We start from the raw sequence: 18,195 nt of genomic DNA on the forward strand, positions 1-18,195 counted from the left end.
GATTACAATATGAAAACAGAAAAAGAAAAAATGATTTCGGGAGAATATTACATTGCAGGCGATCCTGTTTTGGTAAAAGAACGTCGAAAAGCCAAGAATTTATTGCACCGCTTAAACGTAACCGAATATCGTTTGACCAAAAAAGCCAAAGAAATTTTGGCCGAATTAATTCCGAATACAGGAAAGAGTTTTTACATAGAACCACCTTTTCATTGTGATTACGGATACAATATTGTTTGTGGCGATAACGTTTATTTCAATGTTAATTGTGTTGTTTTAGACTGTGCGCCTGTTACTATTGGATCCAATGTGTTTTTTGCACCGAATGTTCAAATTTATACCGCAACCCATCCGCTTGACGCCGAATTAAGAAAAACGTTAGAAAATGCTCTGCCGATTTCTATTGGAGATGATTGCTGGATTGGTGGAAACTCCGTAATTTGTCCAGGCGCAACAATTGGAAAAGGCTGTGTTATTGGAGCAGGATCTGTTGTTACAAAAGACATTCCGGACAACTCATTAGCCGTTGGAAATCCGGCGAAAATTATTAGAAAATTAAATCAAGAAACTGAATCAAAATAAATAATGCTTACCTTAAATAAAGTTCATCACATTGCCATTTTATGCTCCGATTATCAAAAATCTAAAACTTTTTATACCGAAGTTTTGGGATTAACTATTATACGTGAAATCTACAGAGAAGAGCGCCAGTCTTACAAACTAGATTTGGCTTTGAATGGTGCTTATGTAGTTGAACTATTCTCGTTTCCAAATCCGCCGAAACGCCCTTCAAGACCCGAAGCTGTTGGTTTGCGACATTTGGCTTTTGAAGTAATTAATTTAGAAGAAACGATTGCTTTTTTAAATACAAAGAACATTGAATCTGAGCCTATCAGAATTGATGAAACTACTGATAAACGTTTTACTTTTATCGCAGACCCTGATTTATTACCAATTGAGTTTTATGAAAGATAAGTTTTGCCGCCAAGACACGAAGGCGCAAATTTTTCTCTCATTTTATGTCATTTCGAGGAACGAGAAATCACATGCGAAACTCGACAAAGATTGGCGATTTTGATTGCGGAATATCTAGTGTGATTTCTCGTTCCTCGAAATGACAAACAGTAAGTTCAATAAAAAAACTTAGCGACTTAGTGTTTTTTTTTAGCTAAAAGAATTTGTTGCCTTAATAATTTTAACAAATTATAAAGACCGTTTATTATTAAAAAACAGATTTGATTGTCTAATTTTGTGAAATCGCAAATAAATCTCGCGATCTACAAATCCACATCTGATGAACAAAACGGCGCAAATCAAGAAAAATCATCAATTTATTAAATTCCGAAAATTAGTTATTGTTTCTGTTTTAATTGGCTTTCTTTCAGCCTTTCTCGGAATTTCACTTAAAAAAATTACCGAATATTACGAAGAAATCTTCTTTCATGAAGTTTCAGTAAACCCGATTTTTTATATCATTTTTCCTGTTTTCGGTTTATCCGTAATTTATTTTCTAAGACAATATCTTTTCAAGAAAAAAGAAAACAAAGGCATCAAAGAGGTTTTTGAAAGTACAAAGTCAACTTCAAAAAACCTGCCTTCTTATAAGATTCCATCACATTTTATAAACGGATTACTGACGGTTATTTTTGGAGGTTCAACCGGAATCGAAGTTTCTACCGTGGTTGCAACGGCTACTATTGGTTCAGTTGCACAACAAAAAGAAAATGTTTTTCGTCAATATAAAACCGAACTAATTTGCGCGGGTGTTGCAGCCGGAGTTACCGCTTTATTCAGCAGCCCAATTGCGGGAATCTTATTCGCTTTAGAAGTTATTTCCAGAAAAGTGACACGTGCTTTTATCATTTCAAATGTTATTGCCGTTTCAATTGCTTTTGGATTGCTTACTATTTTGAAAGAAGAACCTTTGTTTGCCGTTACCATTACAACCTGGCATTTAAAAGCGATTCCGTATTTTATTCTTTTGGGAATTTTGGCCGGAATGAACTCTGTTTACTTAACAAAATGCGTTTTGTTTTTTAAATCACAATTCGGAAAAATCAACACTCATTATTATAAAATCATTTTAGGATCGGCCGTTTTAAGTATTTCATTATTTATTTTTCCTCAACTATATGGAGAAGGATATCATGCAATTAAAACTAGTTTCATTGCTCCAAATCAAATAATGACACTTACTTTAGCTTTAACTTTTATTGGAATTTTACTTTTAAAACCAATTGTAACTTCGATAACATTAGCTTCAGGGGGCGATGGTGGTGTATTTGCTCCAAGCTTATTTATTGGAGCCTTTTTAGGGTTATTATTAGCTTCAGTTTTAAATACTTTTTTCCATGTAAATGTGATTCCGGTTAACTTTATGATTATCGGAATGGCAGCGGTTTTAAGCGCGAGTATTCACGCTCCTTTTACAGCAATATTTCTAGTTTGTGGATTAACAAATGATTACACTTTGTTTTTACCAATCTTGGTAGTTTGCCTTATTTCTAAATACACCGCAAAAATGATTTACCCACATACTGTTTACACATACTCACCGAGTTTATTAAAATAAAAAAAATGCCAGTTCAAAAAATAAAAAGAGGATATCGCAAAACACGTTACATTCTTTACAAAGAAACTCTAGTAGATTATAAAGAACACTTTTGGTCTTTCTTAGGTTCTTTTGTCGGCATCGGAATTCTGGCTTATATTCAGTCGATACATTTTTCAGGAAATGACGCGGTTTACTTAATTGGCTCTTTTGGAGCTTCGAGTGTTTTGGTTTACGGAATTATACAAAGTCCGTTTTCACAGCCAAGAAATTTAATTGGAGGACATGTTATTTCCGCCTTCATTGGTGTTACGGTTCATAAATTGGCTCCGGATATTATTTGGATTGCAGCACCTTTGGCTGTTTCATTCGCTATCATTTTCATGCAGATTACTAAAACCCTGCATCCACCGGGCGGCGCAACGGCACTTATCGCAGTGATAGGTTCTGATAAAATAAAAGATCTGGGTTATATGTATGTACTTTCTCCCGTTTTGGTTGGTGTTTTGATTTTATTTCTGACTGCTTTAGTTTTTAATAATATGACTTCGAGCAGAAGTTACCCGAGTCATAGTACTTATCATAAACATTATCATAAGATTAGAAAACGTTTGGCACGAAAATAACAATCAAAAAACAACATCTAATCATTTCGCCATTATAATTTTTAAGCAATGCATGACCAATTATTAAATCTGATAACTAAAAAGATTGTCCTTGCTAACTATGACAAAGAATTATGCGAAAAGTATTTTGAAACCGTATCATTTTCAAAAAACACAATTATTGAACACGAAGGCATAATTCCAAAATATCTTTATTTTGTTGTGTCGGGTGTTATGCGATTGTTTCACTATAATAATTTAGGAGATGAAATTACAACGCATATCAACTGCCCCCCGGGATTTATTACTTCTTATAGCCATTTTATAGACCGTACAAAATCTAATGAAAATGTAGAATGCATTACGGATTGTTTGCTATTAAGAATCACTAAAACTGACTTAGATTTTCTTATTCAAAATAGTGCTGCCTTTAGGGATTTTAGTACCTGGGTATTTCAGCAATCACTTGCATACAACGAAAACCGTGCAAAAGATTTAGCAAACTTAACAGCAGAGCAGCGTTACAAAAAGTTAATTGAAAATTATCCGGAAATTCTCTTCAATGTACCTCTTCAACACATTGCTTCTTTTTTGGGTATGAACCCAAAAAGTCTGAGTAGAATTAGAAAACAAATGATTAAGTAACATTTGTGAAGTATATTTAAAAAAGCATAAACCAATTTTGTGCCGTAATAAAAAATTAAAAAAAATGGCACAGAAAAATTTAGCATTGGTTACTGGTGCAAATGGGCATCTCGGCAACAACTTAGTAAGATTACTGATCAGTAAAGGTGTTCCTGTCAGAGCTTCAGTTCGCAATATAAAAAACAAAGAACCTTTTATGGGTTTAAATTGCGAAGTAGTTCAGTCTGATATTTCAGATAAACAATCCTTAATAAATGCTTTACTGGGTGTGGAAACATTTTATGCAGTTGGAGCAGTTTTTAAGCTTTGGGCCAAAGACCCCAAAAAAGAAATTTATGATGTTAATCTTGAAGGTACAAAAAATATTGTGGAGGCTGCAGCGGAAGCAGGCGTAAAACGAATTGTTTACGTAAGCTCTATTGCTGCCCTAAATTATTCTAAACTACCTACCAAAGAAAGTTATGGACAAAATCCCGATCGTCGTGATATGTATTACAATTCAAAAAATGATGGCGAAAAGTTAGCCTTTGAATTGGCCAAAAAACATAAAATAGAACTAGTTGCTGTTTTACCCTCTGCAATGATTGGAAGTACCGCTTTCAAACCTTTAAGTGTTTCTTATAATATTATCTCCTTAATTCTTGACAAGCAAATACCCGTTGAAACAAACATCACTTTAAATTGGATTGACGTTAAAGACGTTGCTGAAGGTTGTTATTTAGCAGCGACAAAAGCAAAAAATGGAGAACGTTATATTTTAGCAAATGAAAAATGTATTTCGATAAAAGAAACAACAAAAATTGCACAAGATTTATTTCCAGACTTGAAAATAAAACTTCCTCTGGCAGTTCCAAAGCCTATATTATTCACCATTGCCTGGTTTATGGAAATTGGCAGTTTATTAAATGGTAAAGCACCCTTATTAAGTACCAAAGACATCGCAATGTTTTCAGGACTTCAACAAGATTTTGACATCACAAAAGCAAGAACAGAATTGGGTTTTAATCCAAAAGAATCGATATTAGCTGTTAAAGAGGCAATGGTATATTTGAAAGAAAACAAAATCTAGTTTATGTAAAAATGATATATCAGATTAAGATTTTCCTATAAATTAAAATCTTTTCAACAAATCACAATTCCTAATTCGTAAATCATTAATTATATTTTACCTTTGACCTTTCAATAAAAACAAAGATTATGGTTTATAAATTTAGAGTAATTCTAGACGCCGAAGAAGATATTTTTAGAGACATTGCAATTCTTGAAGACGATACACTTGAGGATTTGCACAATGCGATCTTCAACGCTTTTGGTTTTGACGGAACGGAAGTTGCTTCATTTTATACTTGCGATGAAACTTGGAACCAGGAAGATGAAATTCCACTTTTTGATACTGGCGATGTTCCTGGCGAACAAAGAACCATGAACGATTATCCTTTATCGTCTATTTTAGATAAAGAAAATACCAAAATCATCTACGTATATGATTTTATCAGTATGTGGACATTCTTAGTTGAATTGGCTGCTATTGATGAAGAATCTGTTGGAGCGATCTATCCTGAAACATTATTCTCTCACGGAGAAATGCCGGATGAAGCCACAGAAAAAACGTTCGAAGCCGATATGCACGACGACATCTACGGAGAATTTGAAGACGATCTGGACGAAGACGACTTAGATATGTTCGAAGGCGATGACAGCTTTGAGGATTATGGATTTGAGGAGAATTGGAATTAGTTTTTTCTAGGTTCAAAGGTGCAGAGGGGCAAAGGTTCAGAGTTTTAAATCTTTGATTTAAAATGTAGGAATATTTTTATTTTTGTGTTTAATTTTTTAAATATCAAATATGAAAACTTTTCGAGACCTTTTAATCTGGCAAAAATCTATGAGCTTAGTAACTGAGATTTACCAATTAACAAATTCATTTCCTAAAGAAGAAATTTATGGACTATCTTCACAAATTCGAAGAAGTGCAATATCAATACCAAGTAATATAGCAGAAGGTTACGGAAGAGATGGAAATAGTGATTATTTACGATTTTTAAATATCTCTATTTCATCATTGTTTGAGATACAAACACAACTTGAAATTTCATATAATCTAAAATATATTAATCAAATTCAATTTAATAAGACAAATGGAGAAAGCAGGGAAATAGAGCGAATGTTAAGTGCTTTTATCAGAAAAATAAAAGACCGAAAATAAACCTTTGCCCCTCTGAACCTCTGCCACTTTGAACCTAAACAAAATATGATCAACCTTTTCAACACCCACATCGAGACGCTTGCGATACACCGCGTAGGAAACAAAAGCAGAAACGAAGCGATTTTTTTATCGGAACAGCCTTTTAATTTGAATGATGAAATTGTGCCTCTGATAAAAGAGTACTTTTTTAAACCTTTTAGAGAGAAAGAAGAAAACTATTATCAGTTTGCGCACGAAGTCGATTTGGATTACAACGACATGTTTAAATATGCAACTGAGATTTTCACCAATCCGGGGAATTTACAAGAGATCTCAAAAAAAATCACTACACATTTATTTGAGCAATCGAATCATCCGCATATTAAAAACGGAGAGGTTTATGTAACGTACTTAACCAATTTAAGTATCGACAATAACGTTGTTGATGCTATCGGAATTTTTAAAAGTGAGTTACAAGCTGACTTTTTACAATTTGAAGAAAAAGACAGCAACCTCGAAATGATTTTACAGCAAGGTATTAACCTGAGTAAATTAGATAAAGGATGTTTGATTTTCAACTATAAAAAAGAAGAAGGATATAAAATTCTAACTGTTGATAGTAACCGTTATGATGCGCGCTACTGGTTAGAGCACTTTTTATCTGTTGATGCTTTTGAAGATGAAAACTTCATCACTAAAAAATATTTAAAGTTCTGCCAGAACTTCGCAAAAGATGTTGTTTTGCCAGCAGAAGACAAGAAAGAGGAAGTGATGTTCATGAACCGATCTGTGAATTATTTCGCTAAGAATGATCAGTTTGAAGAGCAAAATTTCCTGAATGAAGTATTAGATAATCCTGACTTAATTCCTGAATTTAAAAACTATAAAGTTGATAAAGGAGAAAAATACAGCATCGAAGATGTAACCTCATTCCCTATTGCAAACGCAGCAGTTTCTGACGCCAGAAAATCGATTAAAAACGTTATTAACCTGGATACTCATATTCAGATTAAAATGGATTTCATCAACCCTGAAAGTGCAGAGAAATTTGTTGAAAAAGGTTGGGATGAAGAAAAACAAATGTATTACTACTTAGTGTATTTCAATAAAGAAGAAAAAAGCTAAGAAGTCATTCATTTTCTATTACTTACTTACTACAAAAGAAAACGGCAGCTACAAATTGTATCTGCCGTTTTTTTTATTTTAACAACTTCATAACCAAAACATTCTGAAAATAATTTCAAACATATCATAGCCAAATAAAAGAACTATTGCCTATAACACTATAAACGAAACAAATGGCAAAATGCAAAAGATTCTTAATTTTTGCTTAAATTTGTAACTCTAAAAACAAAATAAGATGGATATTCATTTACACAACGAAAGTCCTTTTAAAACTATCATTTCTTTTCACAAGCTAATCGAATCTTTTGAAGAAATAGCTTCCTCAAATATCGACTATCGTGCAAACTATGCTAAGGCTATATTACAACAAATAGAATCAATTCCCGAGTTAAGAACAGGAATTGAGGATTATTCCATAATTAAAAACAATGAAGGCTTAATCAAATATATTTTAGCTGATTTATTCCCAACAGCTTTAACTCAAAATGAAATAAAAGCCGTTACGATTCCTTTTCAAAATATATCTTTTAATTATACAGAGCGTTTCAAAAAAATTCTTCGTAATGCCGGTGACGAGTTTTATATGGAAATTCGTGATTTTGATGATCATCAATTCTATATCAACAACTGTTGTTTAATTCTAAGCAGTTATTACAAACAACACATCGATTTCAACAGACCTTTTTTCTATGACATTCCGGATGAAGAAGGTATCGAAAAACATTATCGAATTTTGTACAATGCAGATTTTATGGAAATTACTCCAACAGAAAATGCAATACAATTAACTCAGGATGATATTGATAACTTAATTGACAACTATGATGATCTTGAACTTTGGAAATCTAAATTCCCGAAAGGAAGCTGGATATTAAAAGGTTTTGGAATTGTTTCTTTGTTTGATGCCACTACAGAAAGTTCTATCTCTAATTTGAAAAGTAACTTATTGAAAAAAGATAGAGAATCTGTGACAACTGATGAAGTTGTAGCTAATATTTTCAGATCAATATTTAAAATTCCTGATTTAAAAGTAGGCTTCATTATTTACAATACAGAAGAAGAAAAATTTGTTAAACCTGCAAAATTAGAAAGTCAGTTGCAGAGTTTCTTACTTTCACACGATCAGGAAATAGATTGTAAAAATGCTTTCTTTGGATGTTCTTTTGAAAATCTATTAAATAATAAAGAGCCGTTTGTTATTTCGAATGTAAACAAATTCATAGCAGAATCTCCAAACAGAAAATTGGGTGAGCATTTACTAAGTCAAAATATTCAAAGCTGTATTTTTGCGCCGGTTATAAAAGACGATCATTTATTGGGTGTTTTAGAATTGGTTTCTTCAAACTCAAGAGCCCTAAATAGCGTGAATGCTCAAAAACTTGAATTGGTCCTTCCCTATTTAACAGATACTATCGATCGTTATAATACGGATATGCAACACCAGATTGAAGCGATCATTCAACGTGAATATACTACGATACACCCTAGTGTTTATTGGAAATTTAGAAAAGAATCTCAAAACTACTTCCAAAATAACAATCCTTCAAAAGATTATATTTTTAAAGAAATTGTCTTTAAAAATGTATATCCATTATACGGTCAAATCGATATTAAAGGTTCATCTGAACATCGAAATGAAACAGTAAAAAGAGATTTAAAAAGTCAGCTGAGTACCCTTTTGGAAATTTTTGATAATCAGAAACCAAATACGAATCTGGTGCTGCTGGAACAAAGAAAATTTGAGTTGGAGTCCCTTCGAAACGAATTGGATTTTCCATTAAAAGCAGATACAGAGCAACATATTCAAAGATATATTGAAGAAGAAATTCATCCGATTTTAAAAAACACAAAAGGTTCTGCTAAAAATGAAAAATTAGAACAATTGTATTTTGAAAATTTAGATGAAAAAACAGGTTTATTTTATCAGGAGAGAAAGAAGTTTGATAATGCAATGTCTATTATCAATAAGAAATTAGCTTCTGTTCTAGATAGAAAACAATTGGACGCACAGCAAATTTACCCTCATTATTACGAACGTTTTAAAACAGATGGTGTTGAGCATAATTTGTACATTGGAGCCTCAATTGCGCCGACAAAACCTTTTGATATTATGTATTTGCACAATTTACGTTTGTGGCAATTGCAGACTTTATGCGAAATGGAATTAGAGCATCATCAGCTTAAGGAATCACTACCATACGAATTGGATGTGACTTCTTTAATTTTGGTTTTCAGTGCACCACTTTCGATTCGTTTTAGAATGGATGAAAAACGTTTTGATGTTGACGGCACTTACAATGCCAGATATGAAGTCGTGAAAAAACGAATTGACAAAGCGAATATCAAAGGCACACAAGAACGAATTACAGAAAAAGAAAAAATCACAATTGTTTATTCTCAAAATAACGAAGAAACGGAGTATTTGAAATATATCAAATATTTACAGCACAAAAAAATTCTGGAACCCGCTATCGAACAATTTGAAGTTGAAGATCTTCAGGGTGTTTCAGGATTAAGAGCGATTCGTGTCAAAGTGATTAACAATACAGCAAGTCCGGCAAAAAAAATTACCTATCAGGATTTATTAGATGAGCTCAATTAATTTAGTTGAGCTTTTTTGAATTTTCTGTTTAAAATTTTAATTCAACACATAGAAAACATAGATTCTATGTGTTGAAAAAAGGATATATAAAAGAAACATGTTTCTCACACATAGCTATGTGTTTTTAGATTAGTGAAACGCCTTTACCAGATTCTCAGTATCTATGTTTCTATGTGTTTAAAATTCTTAACCACAATTAAATTGATTTAAAAGCAATAACAAACGAGATTACCGTTACGATTAGTCCAACCATAAAAATATTGTAGGCGATTCGTAAAAGGTTGTATTTTCGCTGCAAAACCAATCCAAGATAATACAAATCCTTGATCATGGTTGAATACAGATAATCACGATCTTTCATCATTTCGTTCATCGCCCAATCGTATTCTACCAATGGCATTTTATAGAAATTCCCAAAAAACATTAAATTCACTTTTTTTGCTTCGACATCATCACGTGTAAAAAAACCAGAAGTTACTTTTGGACGTGTCGAAAGAATAGCAAAAATAATGGTCACAACACTAGAAATCAACATAATAAAAGTCGGAATCACTAAATGCGCATTTTTCGGACTGTCTAGTTTTGGAATAATCGATGAAAGCGCAATAGAAATAATAATAGCATTTACTGACAACAAAATGTTCGCTTTACTGTCAGCAATACCACTTAATCGGGTATGATTTCCTAAAGTTACGCGGAATAAAGTATCAACACCGCGATCTGGTTTCTCGACTTTATCTCTCTTTTTATTCTCTTCTTCAATTTTATCAGCTTCTTTCTGTTCTTGTTTTTCAATTTTTTTCTGCACAAAAAGTATGTTTCTTTCTTTTAGAGGCTGCCATTTTTTCAATGCAAAATCAGTATAAAAACGATGTTTGTTCATTAAAAAACTCAAATTCTCTTTCGCCCATTCTGTATTCGAATAGGAAACATTTAAAGCGTTTTTTAGCTCCAGACGCAATAACTCACAGGTAATTTCATACTCAGCTCCAACAAGATGTGCGTAATCAGCATCCTTTATAATTTTTTCCAAATGTGTTTTCGGAATATATTCTTTAACAGTCGCCAGAATTAAGGTAGAAACCTTTTCGATAAAATCATCAGATTGATCTTTCTCTTTCAAAAAAGCAGTCGCAATTTTTACACTCTCCTTTTCATGATTTTCAAAACCTACAATGTATCCGGTATCATGAAACCAAGCTGCCACAAGAAGAAGTTCTTTTTCTTCTCCTTTAACTTCCTCTTTTTTGCATAACTCTTTTACAGCACTAACAACTGTTAAAGTATGATTGAGATTATGATAAGAATATAAATTAGAAAGTTTATCTTTGAGTAAATTACTGACGAAATCTTCGGATTGTTCTATAAGATTCATTGAGAATATTTTTATACCACTAAATTATGAAATTGTTTTTGTATAACCATTTTATTACGAAGATTAAAACGTATTCTTTTGTAATAACCTTACTGTTTTTACTTAATTCTTGTGCGACACATAAAGCTCAATATGGCAAAAATGTAAGCGCTAACGAAACGGAGAACGCAACAGACACGATAAAAATTGCCCACACGCTTTTTTTAGTGGGTGATGCCGGAAATGCAGATGAAGAACAGGCGCAGCAAACCTTAGAATTATTGCATCAAAAATTAAAAAAAGCAAATAAAAAATCGACTTTGGTTTTTTTAGGTGATAATATATATCCGAAAGGTTTTCCTGCTGATAAAAATGATTCACAAAAAGCTTTGGCCGAAACCAAACTAACCAATCAATTAAAATTAACTAAAGGTTTTAAGGGAAAAACCATTGTAATTCCCGGAAACCATGATTGGTACAGCGGTATAAAAGGTTTAGAAAATCAGGCTGAATTTGTGACCAAATACCTCAATGAAAAAAAAGCATTCCTTCCTAGAAAAAGTTGTCCAATTGAAGATGTAAAAATTGATAGTACAACCACCTTAATTACCGTTGACAGTGAATGGTTTCTGGAGGATTGGGACAACCATCCAACAATAAACGACAATTGTGACATTAAAACACGTGAGGCTTTTTTTGACGAGCTGGAAAATATTTTAAATAAAAATCAGGAAAAAACAGTTGTTCTAGCCATTCATCATCCGTTATTAAGCAACGGATCACATGGAGGGCAGTATTCCTGGGAAAAACAATTGTTTCCTTTAGAGAAAAAGATTCCACTACCAGTAATAGGTTCTTTTATTAATTTACTTCGAAAGACTTCCGGGGTAAGTCCACAAGATCTTCAAAACAAACAATATACTATTTATGCTAAGCGAATTAAAACGCTCTTGCAAGGCCAGAAAAATGTTATTGTAGTATCCGGACATGATCACAATCTCCAATATATAAACAATGAAAACATCACGCAGATTATTAGCGGTGCCGGTTCCAAATCTGAAGCGGCGAGAGCCATAAATCCAAATGATTTTTCATATGGTGGTAATGGATATGCAACACTAACCTTATTTAAAAGTGGTGATGCGAAAGTGGCTTTCTTTGGAAATGAAAACAATCATGAAAAAATGCTTTTTGAACGTGAAATTATCAAAGCTAAAGAAATTAACTGGGCTGCAACTGTAGACAATAAGTTTCCGCCAACCGTTACGACTTCTATTTATTCAACTAAAATGACGGATAAGGGTTTGTTTCATAAATTCCTGTTCGGTCAACATTACAGAAAATATTACAGCATGCCAATTGAAGCCAGAACAGCTACTTTAGACACTTTAAAAGGTGGTTTAAAACCTATTCGTGAAGGCGGAGGACATCAATCAGTTTCTTTAAGAATGTCTGATCCAAAAGGAAGAGAATATGTAATGCGTGCAATGAAAAAAAGTGCAACCGTATTTTTGCAATCAGTTGCTTTTAAGGACCAATATGTTGTAAATGATTTTGATCAAACCTATGCAGAAGATTTTCTTTTGGATTTTTATACTACAACGCATCCTTACACACCTTTTGCAATAGCTAGTTTGTCTGATCAATTGGGGCTTTTACACACCAATCCGGTTTTATATTATATTCCGAAACAAAATGGACTGAAAGAATTCAATTCGAATTTTGGTGACCAACTATATATGGTTGAAGAGAGACCTGCAGACAATCATCTTGACGGAAAAAACTTTGGCAAACCAACCAATATTATTAGCACTGATGACATGATGATGAACCTTCACAAAGACGAAAAATATTCAGTTGATCAAAAAGAATATATAAAGGTTCGTTTATTTGATATGCTTATTGGCGACTGGGACAGACATAGTGATCAATGGCGTTGGGCAGAACACAAGATTGGTGACAAAGTGGTCTATACGCCTATTCCACGCGATCGCGATCAGGCTTTCCCTAAATACGACGGAACTTTACTTTCACTCTTAATGAACGTTCCGGCGATTCGTCATATGCGAACTTTTAAAAGCAAAATCGATAATGTAAAGTGGCTTAATAGAGAACCTTATCCGTTAGATTTAGCTTTCTTAAAAACAGCAGAAGAAAAAGACTGGATTGAACAAGCTAAATATATTCAGGAAAATTTATCGGACAGCGACATTGATAATGCATTTAAAAATTTACCTAAAGAAGTTCAGGACGGAACAATTGAAGACATCAAGCAAAAACTAAAGAGCAGAAAAAAAGAGCTTCAGAAATATGCTTCGGAATATTCAGATGTTCTTGATAAAACGGTCATGATTGCCGGAACTGACAAAAAAGATAAATTCGTTTTGAATCATAATGGCCGTAAAAGTATCGAAATTCAGGTTTACAGAATGAAGAAAGATGGTGATGAATTGATTTACACCAAAACTGTAAATGACAAAAAAACTAAAAATCTATGGATTTATGGTTTAGATGATGCCGATGTTTTTCAGGTTACCGGAGAACAAAAGTCTGCTATTAAAATCCGTTTGATTGGAGGTCAAAACAATGATATTTACAACATTGAAAACGGAAGAAAAGTTATTGTTTACGATTTTAAATCAAAAGAAAACACTTATAATTTAGATTCTAAAACCAAAACCGAGTTGACAGATGATTACGATGTTAACTTATACAATTACGAAAAACCAAAATATAATGTGGTTTCAGGATTACCAAATATTGGATTCAACCCTGATGACGGAGTAAAATTGGGAATTAATTTGAACTATACTGTAAATAACTTCAAGCAAAACCCGTATACTCAAAGACATGTTTTAAATGCTTTTTATTATTTTGCTACAGGAGGTTTAGAATTTAATTATGTTGCACATTTTCCGGGTTTGCTAGGGAAATGGGTTATTGATGTTGAATCCTTATATACAACACCAAATTTTGCAATGAACTATTTTGGATTCGGAAATGAAACTCCATATGATAATGAAGACGATTTAGACTATAATCGTGTAAGAATTCGAAAGTTTAACATCTCCGGCGCCATCAGACATGTAGGACGCTATGGAAGCGAATTTAGTGTACAGCCTATTTTCCAGAGAATGACAGTTGAAGAGACAGAAAACCGATATATTGATATTCCGAATATAGTGAACCCAATTGTTTTTGATAGTCAGAACTATGGAGGCTTAAAAGTCAAATATTTATTTAAAAATGCTGATTTTGCATCTAAACCAACTTTGGGAATCGCTTTTATGGCATCAGCAACCTGGCAAACCAATTTAAATGATACGAAACAAAATTTCCCAACACTGGAAAGTATTTTAGGTTTTACGCATCGAATTGATCATAATGGAAAGCTAGTTTTGGCTACACTTTTTAAAGGAAAAGCCATTTTAAATAATAATTTTGACTTTTATCATGGTGCGGCTCTAGGAGGAGATACTGATTTACGTGGTTATAGAAATGACCGCTTTTTAGGAAACTCTTATTTCTCTCAGAGTTCTGATTTAAGATATACTATTGGTAAAATTCAACGTACTGTTGCGCCTTTAACCTATGGTATTTTAGGTGGTTTTGACTACGGAAGAATATGGCTTGACGGTGAAGATTCTAAAAAATGGCATCAGGATTACGGAGGTGGACTTTGGTTAAATGCCATCAATGTGATCACAGCAAGAATCTCTTATTTCCAATCTCCTGATGAAGTGGGAAGAGTTATTTTTGGTGCGGCATATAGCTTTTAAAAGTTGCTAAGATTCTGAGATGCTAAGGTTCTGAGGTTTTTTCTTAGGTTCAAAGTTGCAAAGGCTCAAAGTAACAAAGGTTTTTTTAGCCACGAATTCACGAATTATTTGTAATAAAAATTCGTGAATTCGTGGCTAACTTTTTTCTTAGCATCTTAGCTACTTAGGATCTCAGAAACTTAGACTATTTTAATTTGAACTCGTAAAGGTTACCTCCTACTTTATTCGTTTTTTCGTCGGCTATAAGTAAAGTGTTGTTATCTTTAAAAACGATCGCTTCTTTTTGAGAAAAATTACCTAAACTAATTTCTGTCTGAGTTCCTTTATGGAATAAATCGCCTTTAAAACCTTTAAACAAGACAATTTTATCATGGCTTAACAGCACTACTTTTTTTCCGTCAGGGCTAATGGTTGCACTGGTTAACACGCAATGATTGTAATTATTACAAGTTTTAAACTCACCTATTTTAGTTGCTTTTTGAGTTCCGGGCTTGTTTGCTATTTTATAAATAAAAGCAGTTCCGTCAAACCCCTTACTTCTGTTTTTTGTAAAAAGATAAAAGTAGTTTCCGTGTTCAAAGAAGCCCTCAACATCATAAAACATTTCTTTTTTCTTTGGAGGAAATTCGGTTTGTTCCGGATACGAAAATGAAATTTTATATTCGGCGGAAGCCTGATCTTTACTAAGCTGATTTTTATTCACTTTGTAAATACAAAGATCTTTTCGTTCATTGTCGTTATTTCCAAAATCGCCAATATAAATATTCCCGTTTTTATCTTTAGTAATATCTTCCCAATCTACATTTTTTGCATTTGAAATCGTGATCGTTTTATCTAATTTGCCTTCAGAGTTTATAGCATAAATAGCATTTTTATTTCCGCTGTCTTCTAAAGTATAAATTAGTTTCTTTTCAGGAAAATAAGTAATTCCAGACACTTCTTTTAATTTTTTTGGAAGCGAATAAAGTGTTTTTAAATCATTATCCGATTGTTGTTGACAAGCTAATAAAAAAACAGAAGCTATCAATAAAAGAGACTTTTTCATAAATCTTATTTTAGTTTAATTAAAACCTTTGTGCACTTAAAGTTAAGCATTTCAAACAATAGCTTTGAGAGCTTTATGTAAATCTTAACGGACTTTGTTTGCAGTTAATTTTACCGCAAAGCACGCAAAAGTTTTTTTTATTGATGTGTTTACAATTGCTTTAATAAGTTCGCAAAGCTATGCGAATAAAACTTTGCATAAACCCTTTGCGGCCTTTACAATCACAATTTAAATCAGGTTTGTATTTTTAAAGTTACGAGTAATAAATTCAAATGCTGCGAACATAATATGTCCCATTGATTTGGCATTTTTAAACTTCATATCATTGGTATAACGGTACAATTCCATTTTTAGTTGATTAAGATGTTCCTCTGTCGAAATGGTATCGTGACACATTATATTCAATAGTTTTTTAATTCTGTTCTCGGCAGAATGAATACGTTTTGCCAGAATTGCCCTTTCTTCATCTTTATATTGAATAATCGAACGTTCTTCTAATTTCTCCTTAATCAGTTTTATCATCGGATAATTTTCCTTGAAAAACTGTGGACGATAAACTTTAAAATTCCCTTCATAACATTGCTGATCAAAATCGATCGGACGTATTTTATAAACCACCTGATCAAAATCATGAATCGGGACAATTACATAATTATACGCACGCATGTCTCCTAAAAGACGAATCATACAGCGTTCATTGAATTTCACAAACTCTTTTGCAATTTGAGACTTTTCAGTTTCGGTACAGCTATCTAGTAATGTATCCATAAAAACATCACCCGGAATTCCGATAATATGTTCTTCGATTAAAGTATCCTTAAAAACCAGAAAATTGATTTTGTCAGGCGAAAGAATATCTTCTAATTCTAAACCATAAATTCTTGAAGCATCTGCCTTTTTAATATAAAAATGAACGTAATTATCATTGAGAATATTTCGGACTTTAATTCGGAAAGGTTTTGAGTTTCCGAAAGTACAATAATCTATTGCATCAATATTTAGAAACTGAATAATCTCACTATTCCCATCAGAATGCAGAAGGGAATAGATTTTTTTAAGATTTAAGTCAATTTCATTTCTTTCAAATTCACTGTAATAAACGCGAATCCATAAAGTATCCGTTTCATTTTTATCGTAGACATTTATAGAACCGGCAAATCGCAGCAAATCATCATAGAACACAGATACTTTTGAGATCCGTTCGTAGCGTTCTAAATAACTTAAAAGAGAAGGTGTTAAAGGATAAGACGGTTTTTTTAAAACCATTAAAGGTTCACTCATTTTTTAAATATCTTTAGTACAAATTTACATGAATCGCACGATATAAATAAATTTAGCGTAACAATATACAAGTTGGATCGTCATACTAAAAACTAAAACCGAAATAAATTTGGAAACCATTCTTACCATTGAAAATCTTAGTAAAAGATACGGGCGCATTCAGGCCTTAAAAAATGTATCTTTTGAAATACAAAAAGGCCGTGTTTATGGAATTCTAGGCCCAAACGGAAGTGGAAAATCGACTACTTTAGGAATTGTACTTAGTGTTGTAAACAGAAGTTCAGGCGATTATCGCTGGTTTAACGGCCAAATGCAAACACATGAAGCGTTGAAAAAAGTGGGAGCTATTATTGAGAGACCTAACTTTTACCCGTATATGACGGCTGAAGAAAATCTAAAATTGGTGTGCAAAATAAAAAGCATCAACTACGCTAAAATCAATGAAAAACTTGATTTGGTTGGATTGACGGAAAGAAAAGACAGCAAGTTCAGTACTTTTTCATTAGGGATGAAACAGCGTTTAGCTATTGCTTCGGCACTTTTGAACGATCCTGAAATTTTGATTTTAGATGAACCAACAAATGGATTAGATCCCCAGGGAATTCATCAGATTCGTGATATTATTAAAAAGATCGCTTCACAGGGAACTACCATTTTATTGGCTTCTCATTTATTAGATGAAGTAGAAAAAGTATGTTCACACGTAATTGTACTGAGAAAAGGAGAAATTTTATATTCCGGTTCAGTTGACGGAATGTCGGCAAATGAAGGTTTCTTTGAAGTTCAGGCCGATGACAATTTACTTTTGAAAACAGCTTTACAAGAACATCCTGCAATAGACAGAATTGCTGACGAAGACGGAAGAGTTTTGGTGTATTTAAAATCAGAATTATCAGCTTCAGAATTAAATCAGTTTTTATTTTCTAAAAATATTGCTTTAGGCCATTTAGTAAAACGCAAAAACAGTTTAGAAGCACAATTTTTAGAATTAACAAAAAACGCCACCATCCAAAAAAACTAAAC

The 18,195-nt window shown here is 32.8% G+C and carries 15 protein-coding genes; 12 read left to right on the forward strand and 3 right to left on the reverse strand.

Annotated features, from left to right (window positions below; all coding sequences use genetic code 11):
• Positions 1 to 9 precede the first annotated feature (9 nt).
• From BUA98_RS12485 to BUA98_RS12530, 10 genes are all read left to right on the forward strand, one after another.
• Positions 10 to 582 carry a sugar O-acetyltransferase gene (locus tag BUA98_RS12485; RefSeq protein WP_072972938.1) on the forward strand — a complete coding sequence of 191 codons (573 nt, stop codon included), beginning with the start codon at positions 10 to 12 and terminating at the stop codon, positions 580 to 582.
• 3 nt (positions 583 to 585) lie between these two features.
• A complete protein-coding gene (gloA2, locus tag BUA98_RS12490) occupies positions 586 to 975 on the forward strand; it encodes an SMU1112c/YaeR family gloxylase I-like metalloprotein (protein ID WP_072972940.1) in 390 nt (129 codons plus the stop codon).
• 319 nt (positions 976 to 1,294) lie between these two features.
• Complete coding sequence (locus tag BUA98_RS12495) at positions 1,295 to 2,572, forward strand: chloride channel protein (RefSeq protein WP_072972942.1); 1,278 nt, start codon at positions 1,295 to 1,297, stop codon at positions 2,570 to 2,572.
• Positions 2,573 to 2,577: 5 nt separating this feature from the next.
• Positions 2,578 to 3,177 (forward strand): HPP family protein, encoded by a 600-nt coding sequence (locus BUA98_RS12500; RefSeq protein ID WP_072972943.1) that lies wholly within the window; start codon positions 2,578 to 2,580, stop codon positions 3,175 to 3,177.
• Positions 3,178 to 3,225: 48 nt separating this feature from the next.
• Positions 3,226 to 3,801 carry a Crp/Fnr family transcriptional regulator gene (locus tag BUA98_RS12505; protein ID WP_072972945.1) on the forward strand — a complete coding sequence of 192 codons (576 nt, stop codon included), beginning with the start codon at positions 3,226 to 3,228 and terminating at the stop codon, positions 3,799 to 3,801.
• 64 nt (positions 3,802 to 3,865) lie between these two features.
• Positions 3,866 to 4,870 (forward strand): NAD-dependent epimerase/dehydratase family protein, encoded by a 1,005-nt coding sequence (locus BUA98_RS12510; protein ID WP_072972947.1) that lies wholly within the window; start codon positions 3,866 to 3,868, stop codon positions 4,868 to 4,870.
• 128 nt (positions 4,871 to 4,998) lie between these two features.
• On the forward strand, positions 4,999 to 5,538 hold the full coding sequence (locus tag BUA98_RS12515) for an IS1096 element passenger TnpR family protein (RefSeq protein WP_072972949.1): 540 nt from the start codon (positions 4,999 to 5,001) through the stop codon (positions 5,536 to 5,538).
• Positions 5,539 to 5,647: 109 nt separating this feature from the next.
• Positions 5,648 to 6,007: a four helix bundle protein gene (locus tag BUA98_RS12520; protein ID WP_072972951.1), complete on the forward strand. Its 360-nt coding sequence runs from the start codon at positions 5,648 to 5,650 to the stop codon at positions 6,005 to 6,007.
• 45 nt (positions 6,008 to 6,052) lie between these two features.
• A complete protein-coding gene (locus BUA98_RS12525) occupies positions 6,053 to 7,111 on the forward strand; it encodes a nucleoid-associated protein (protein WP_026984812.1) in 1,059 nt (352 codons plus the stop codon).
• 235 nt (positions 7,112 to 7,346) lie between these two features.
• Complete coding sequence (locus tag BUA98_RS12530) at positions 7,347 to 9,713, forward strand: GAF domain-containing protein (RefSeq protein ID WP_072972952.1); 2,367 nt, start codon at positions 7,347 to 7,349, stop codon at positions 9,711 to 9,713.
• 196 nt (positions 9,714 to 9,909) lie between these two features.
• Here BUA98_RS12530 and BUA98_RS12535 read toward each other — a convergent pair whose 3' ends face one another.
• Positions 9,910 to 11,088 (reverse strand): Pycsar system effector family protein, encoded by a 1,179-nt coding sequence (locus tag BUA98_RS12535; RefSeq protein ID WP_072972954.1) that lies wholly within the window; start codon positions 11,086 to 11,088, stop codon positions 9,910 to 9,912.
• Positions 11,089 to 11,114: 26 nt separating this feature from the next.
• Here BUA98_RS12535 and BUA98_RS12540 point away from each other — a divergent pair, with 26 nt between their 5' ends.
• Positions 11,115 to 14,846 carry a metallophosphoesterase gene (locus BUA98_RS12540; protein ID WP_072972956.1) on the forward strand — a complete coding sequence of 1,244 codons (3,732 nt, stop codon included), beginning with the start codon at positions 11,115 to 11,117 and terminating at the stop codon, positions 14,844 to 14,846.
• Between the two features lie 184 nt (positions 14,847 to 15,030).
• Here the strand turns inward: BUA98_RS12540 and BUA98_RS12545 are convergent, their stop codons facing one another.
• Positions 15,031 to 15,891, reverse strand: a complete 861-nt coding sequence (locus tag BUA98_RS12545; protein WP_072972957.1) for an SdiA-regulated/phytase-like domain-containing protein — start codon at positions 15,889 to 15,891, stop codon at positions 15,031 to 15,033.
• 228 nt (positions 15,892 to 16,119) lie between these two features.
• Positions 16,120 to 17,172: a hypothetical protein gene (locus BUA98_RS12550; protein ID WP_072972959.1), complete on the reverse strand. Its 1,053-nt coding sequence runs from the start codon at positions 17,170 to 17,172 to the stop codon at positions 16,120 to 16,122.
• 109 nt (positions 17,173 to 17,281) lie between these two features.
• On the opposite strand from BUA98_RS12550, the gene BUA98_RS12555 reads away from it, so the two are divergent.
• Entirely contained in the window at positions 17,282 to 18,193 is a 912-nt protein-coding gene (locus BUA98_RS12555) for an ABC transporter ATP-binding protein (RefSeq protein ID WP_072972960.1), read from the forward strand.
• The last annotated feature ends 2 nt before the right edge of the window (positions 18,194 to 18,195 follow it).

This window comes from Flavobacterium saccharophilum, assembly GCF_900142735.1.
GTDB lineage: Bacteria > Bacteroidota > Bacteroidia > Flavobacteriales > Flavobacteriaceae > Flavobacterium > Flavobacterium saccharophilum.

What these genes read in the sequence shown, in the direction of transcription:
- BUA98_RS12510 (WP_072972947.1), top strand. Translation starts at nt 3,866, where the DNA reads ATGGCACAGAAAAATTTAGCATTGGTTACTGGTGCAAATGGGCATCTC.
- BUA98_RS12525 (WP_026984812.1), top strand. Translation starts at nt 6,053, where the DNA reads ATGATCAACCTTTTCAACACCCACATCGAGACGCTTGCGATACACCGC.
- BUA98_RS12550 (WP_072972959.1), bottom strand. Translation starts at nt 17,172, where the DNA reads ATGAGTGAACCTTTAATGGTTTTAAAAAAACCGTCTTATCCTTTAACA.
- BUA98_RS12505 (WP_072972945.1), top strand. Translation starts at nt 3,226, where the DNA reads ATGCATGACCAATTATTAAATCTGATAACTAAAAAGATTGTCCTTGCT.
- BUA98_RS12485 (WP_072972938.1), top strand. Translation starts at nt 10, where the DNA reads ATGAAAACAGAAAAAGAAAAAATGATTTCGGGAGAATATTACATTGCA.
- BUA98_RS12520 (WP_072972951.1), top strand. Translation starts at nt 5,648, where the DNA reads ATGAAAACTTTTCGAGACCTTTTAATCTGGCAAAAATCTATGAGCTTA.
- BUA98_RS12500 (WP_072972943.1), top strand. Translation starts at nt 2,578, where the DNA reads ATGCCAGTTCAAAAAATAAAAAGAGGATATCGCAAAACACGTTACATT.
- BUA98_RS12515 (WP_072972949.1), top strand. Translation starts at nt 4,999, where the DNA reads ATGGTTTATAAATTTAGAGTAATTCTAGACGCCGAAGAAGATATTTTT.
- BUA98_RS12535 (WP_072972954.1), bottom strand. Translation starts at nt 11,088, where the DNA reads ATGAATCTTATAGAACAATCCGAAGATTTCGTCAGTAATTTACTCAAA.
- gloA2 (WP_072972940.1), top strand. Translation starts at nt 586, where the DNA reads ATGCTTACCTTAAATAAAGTTCATCACATTGCCATTTTATGCTCCGAT.
- BUA98_RS12495 (WP_072972942.1), top strand. Translation starts at nt 1,295, where the DNA reads ATGAACAAAACGGCGCAAATCAAGAAAAATCATCAATTTATTAAATTC.
- BUA98_RS12530 (WP_072972952.1), top strand. Translation starts at nt 7,347, where the DNA reads ATGGATATTCATTTACACAACGAAAGTCCTTTTAAAACTATCATTTCT.
- BUA98_RS12545 (WP_072972957.1), bottom strand. Translation starts at nt 15,891, where the DNA reads ATGAAAAAGTCTCTTTTATTGATAGCTTCTGTTTTTTTATTAGCTTGT.
- BUA98_RS12540 (WP_072972956.1), top strand. Translation starts at nt 11,115, where the DNA reads ATGAAATTGTTTTTGTATAACCATTTTATTACGAAGATTAAAACGTAT.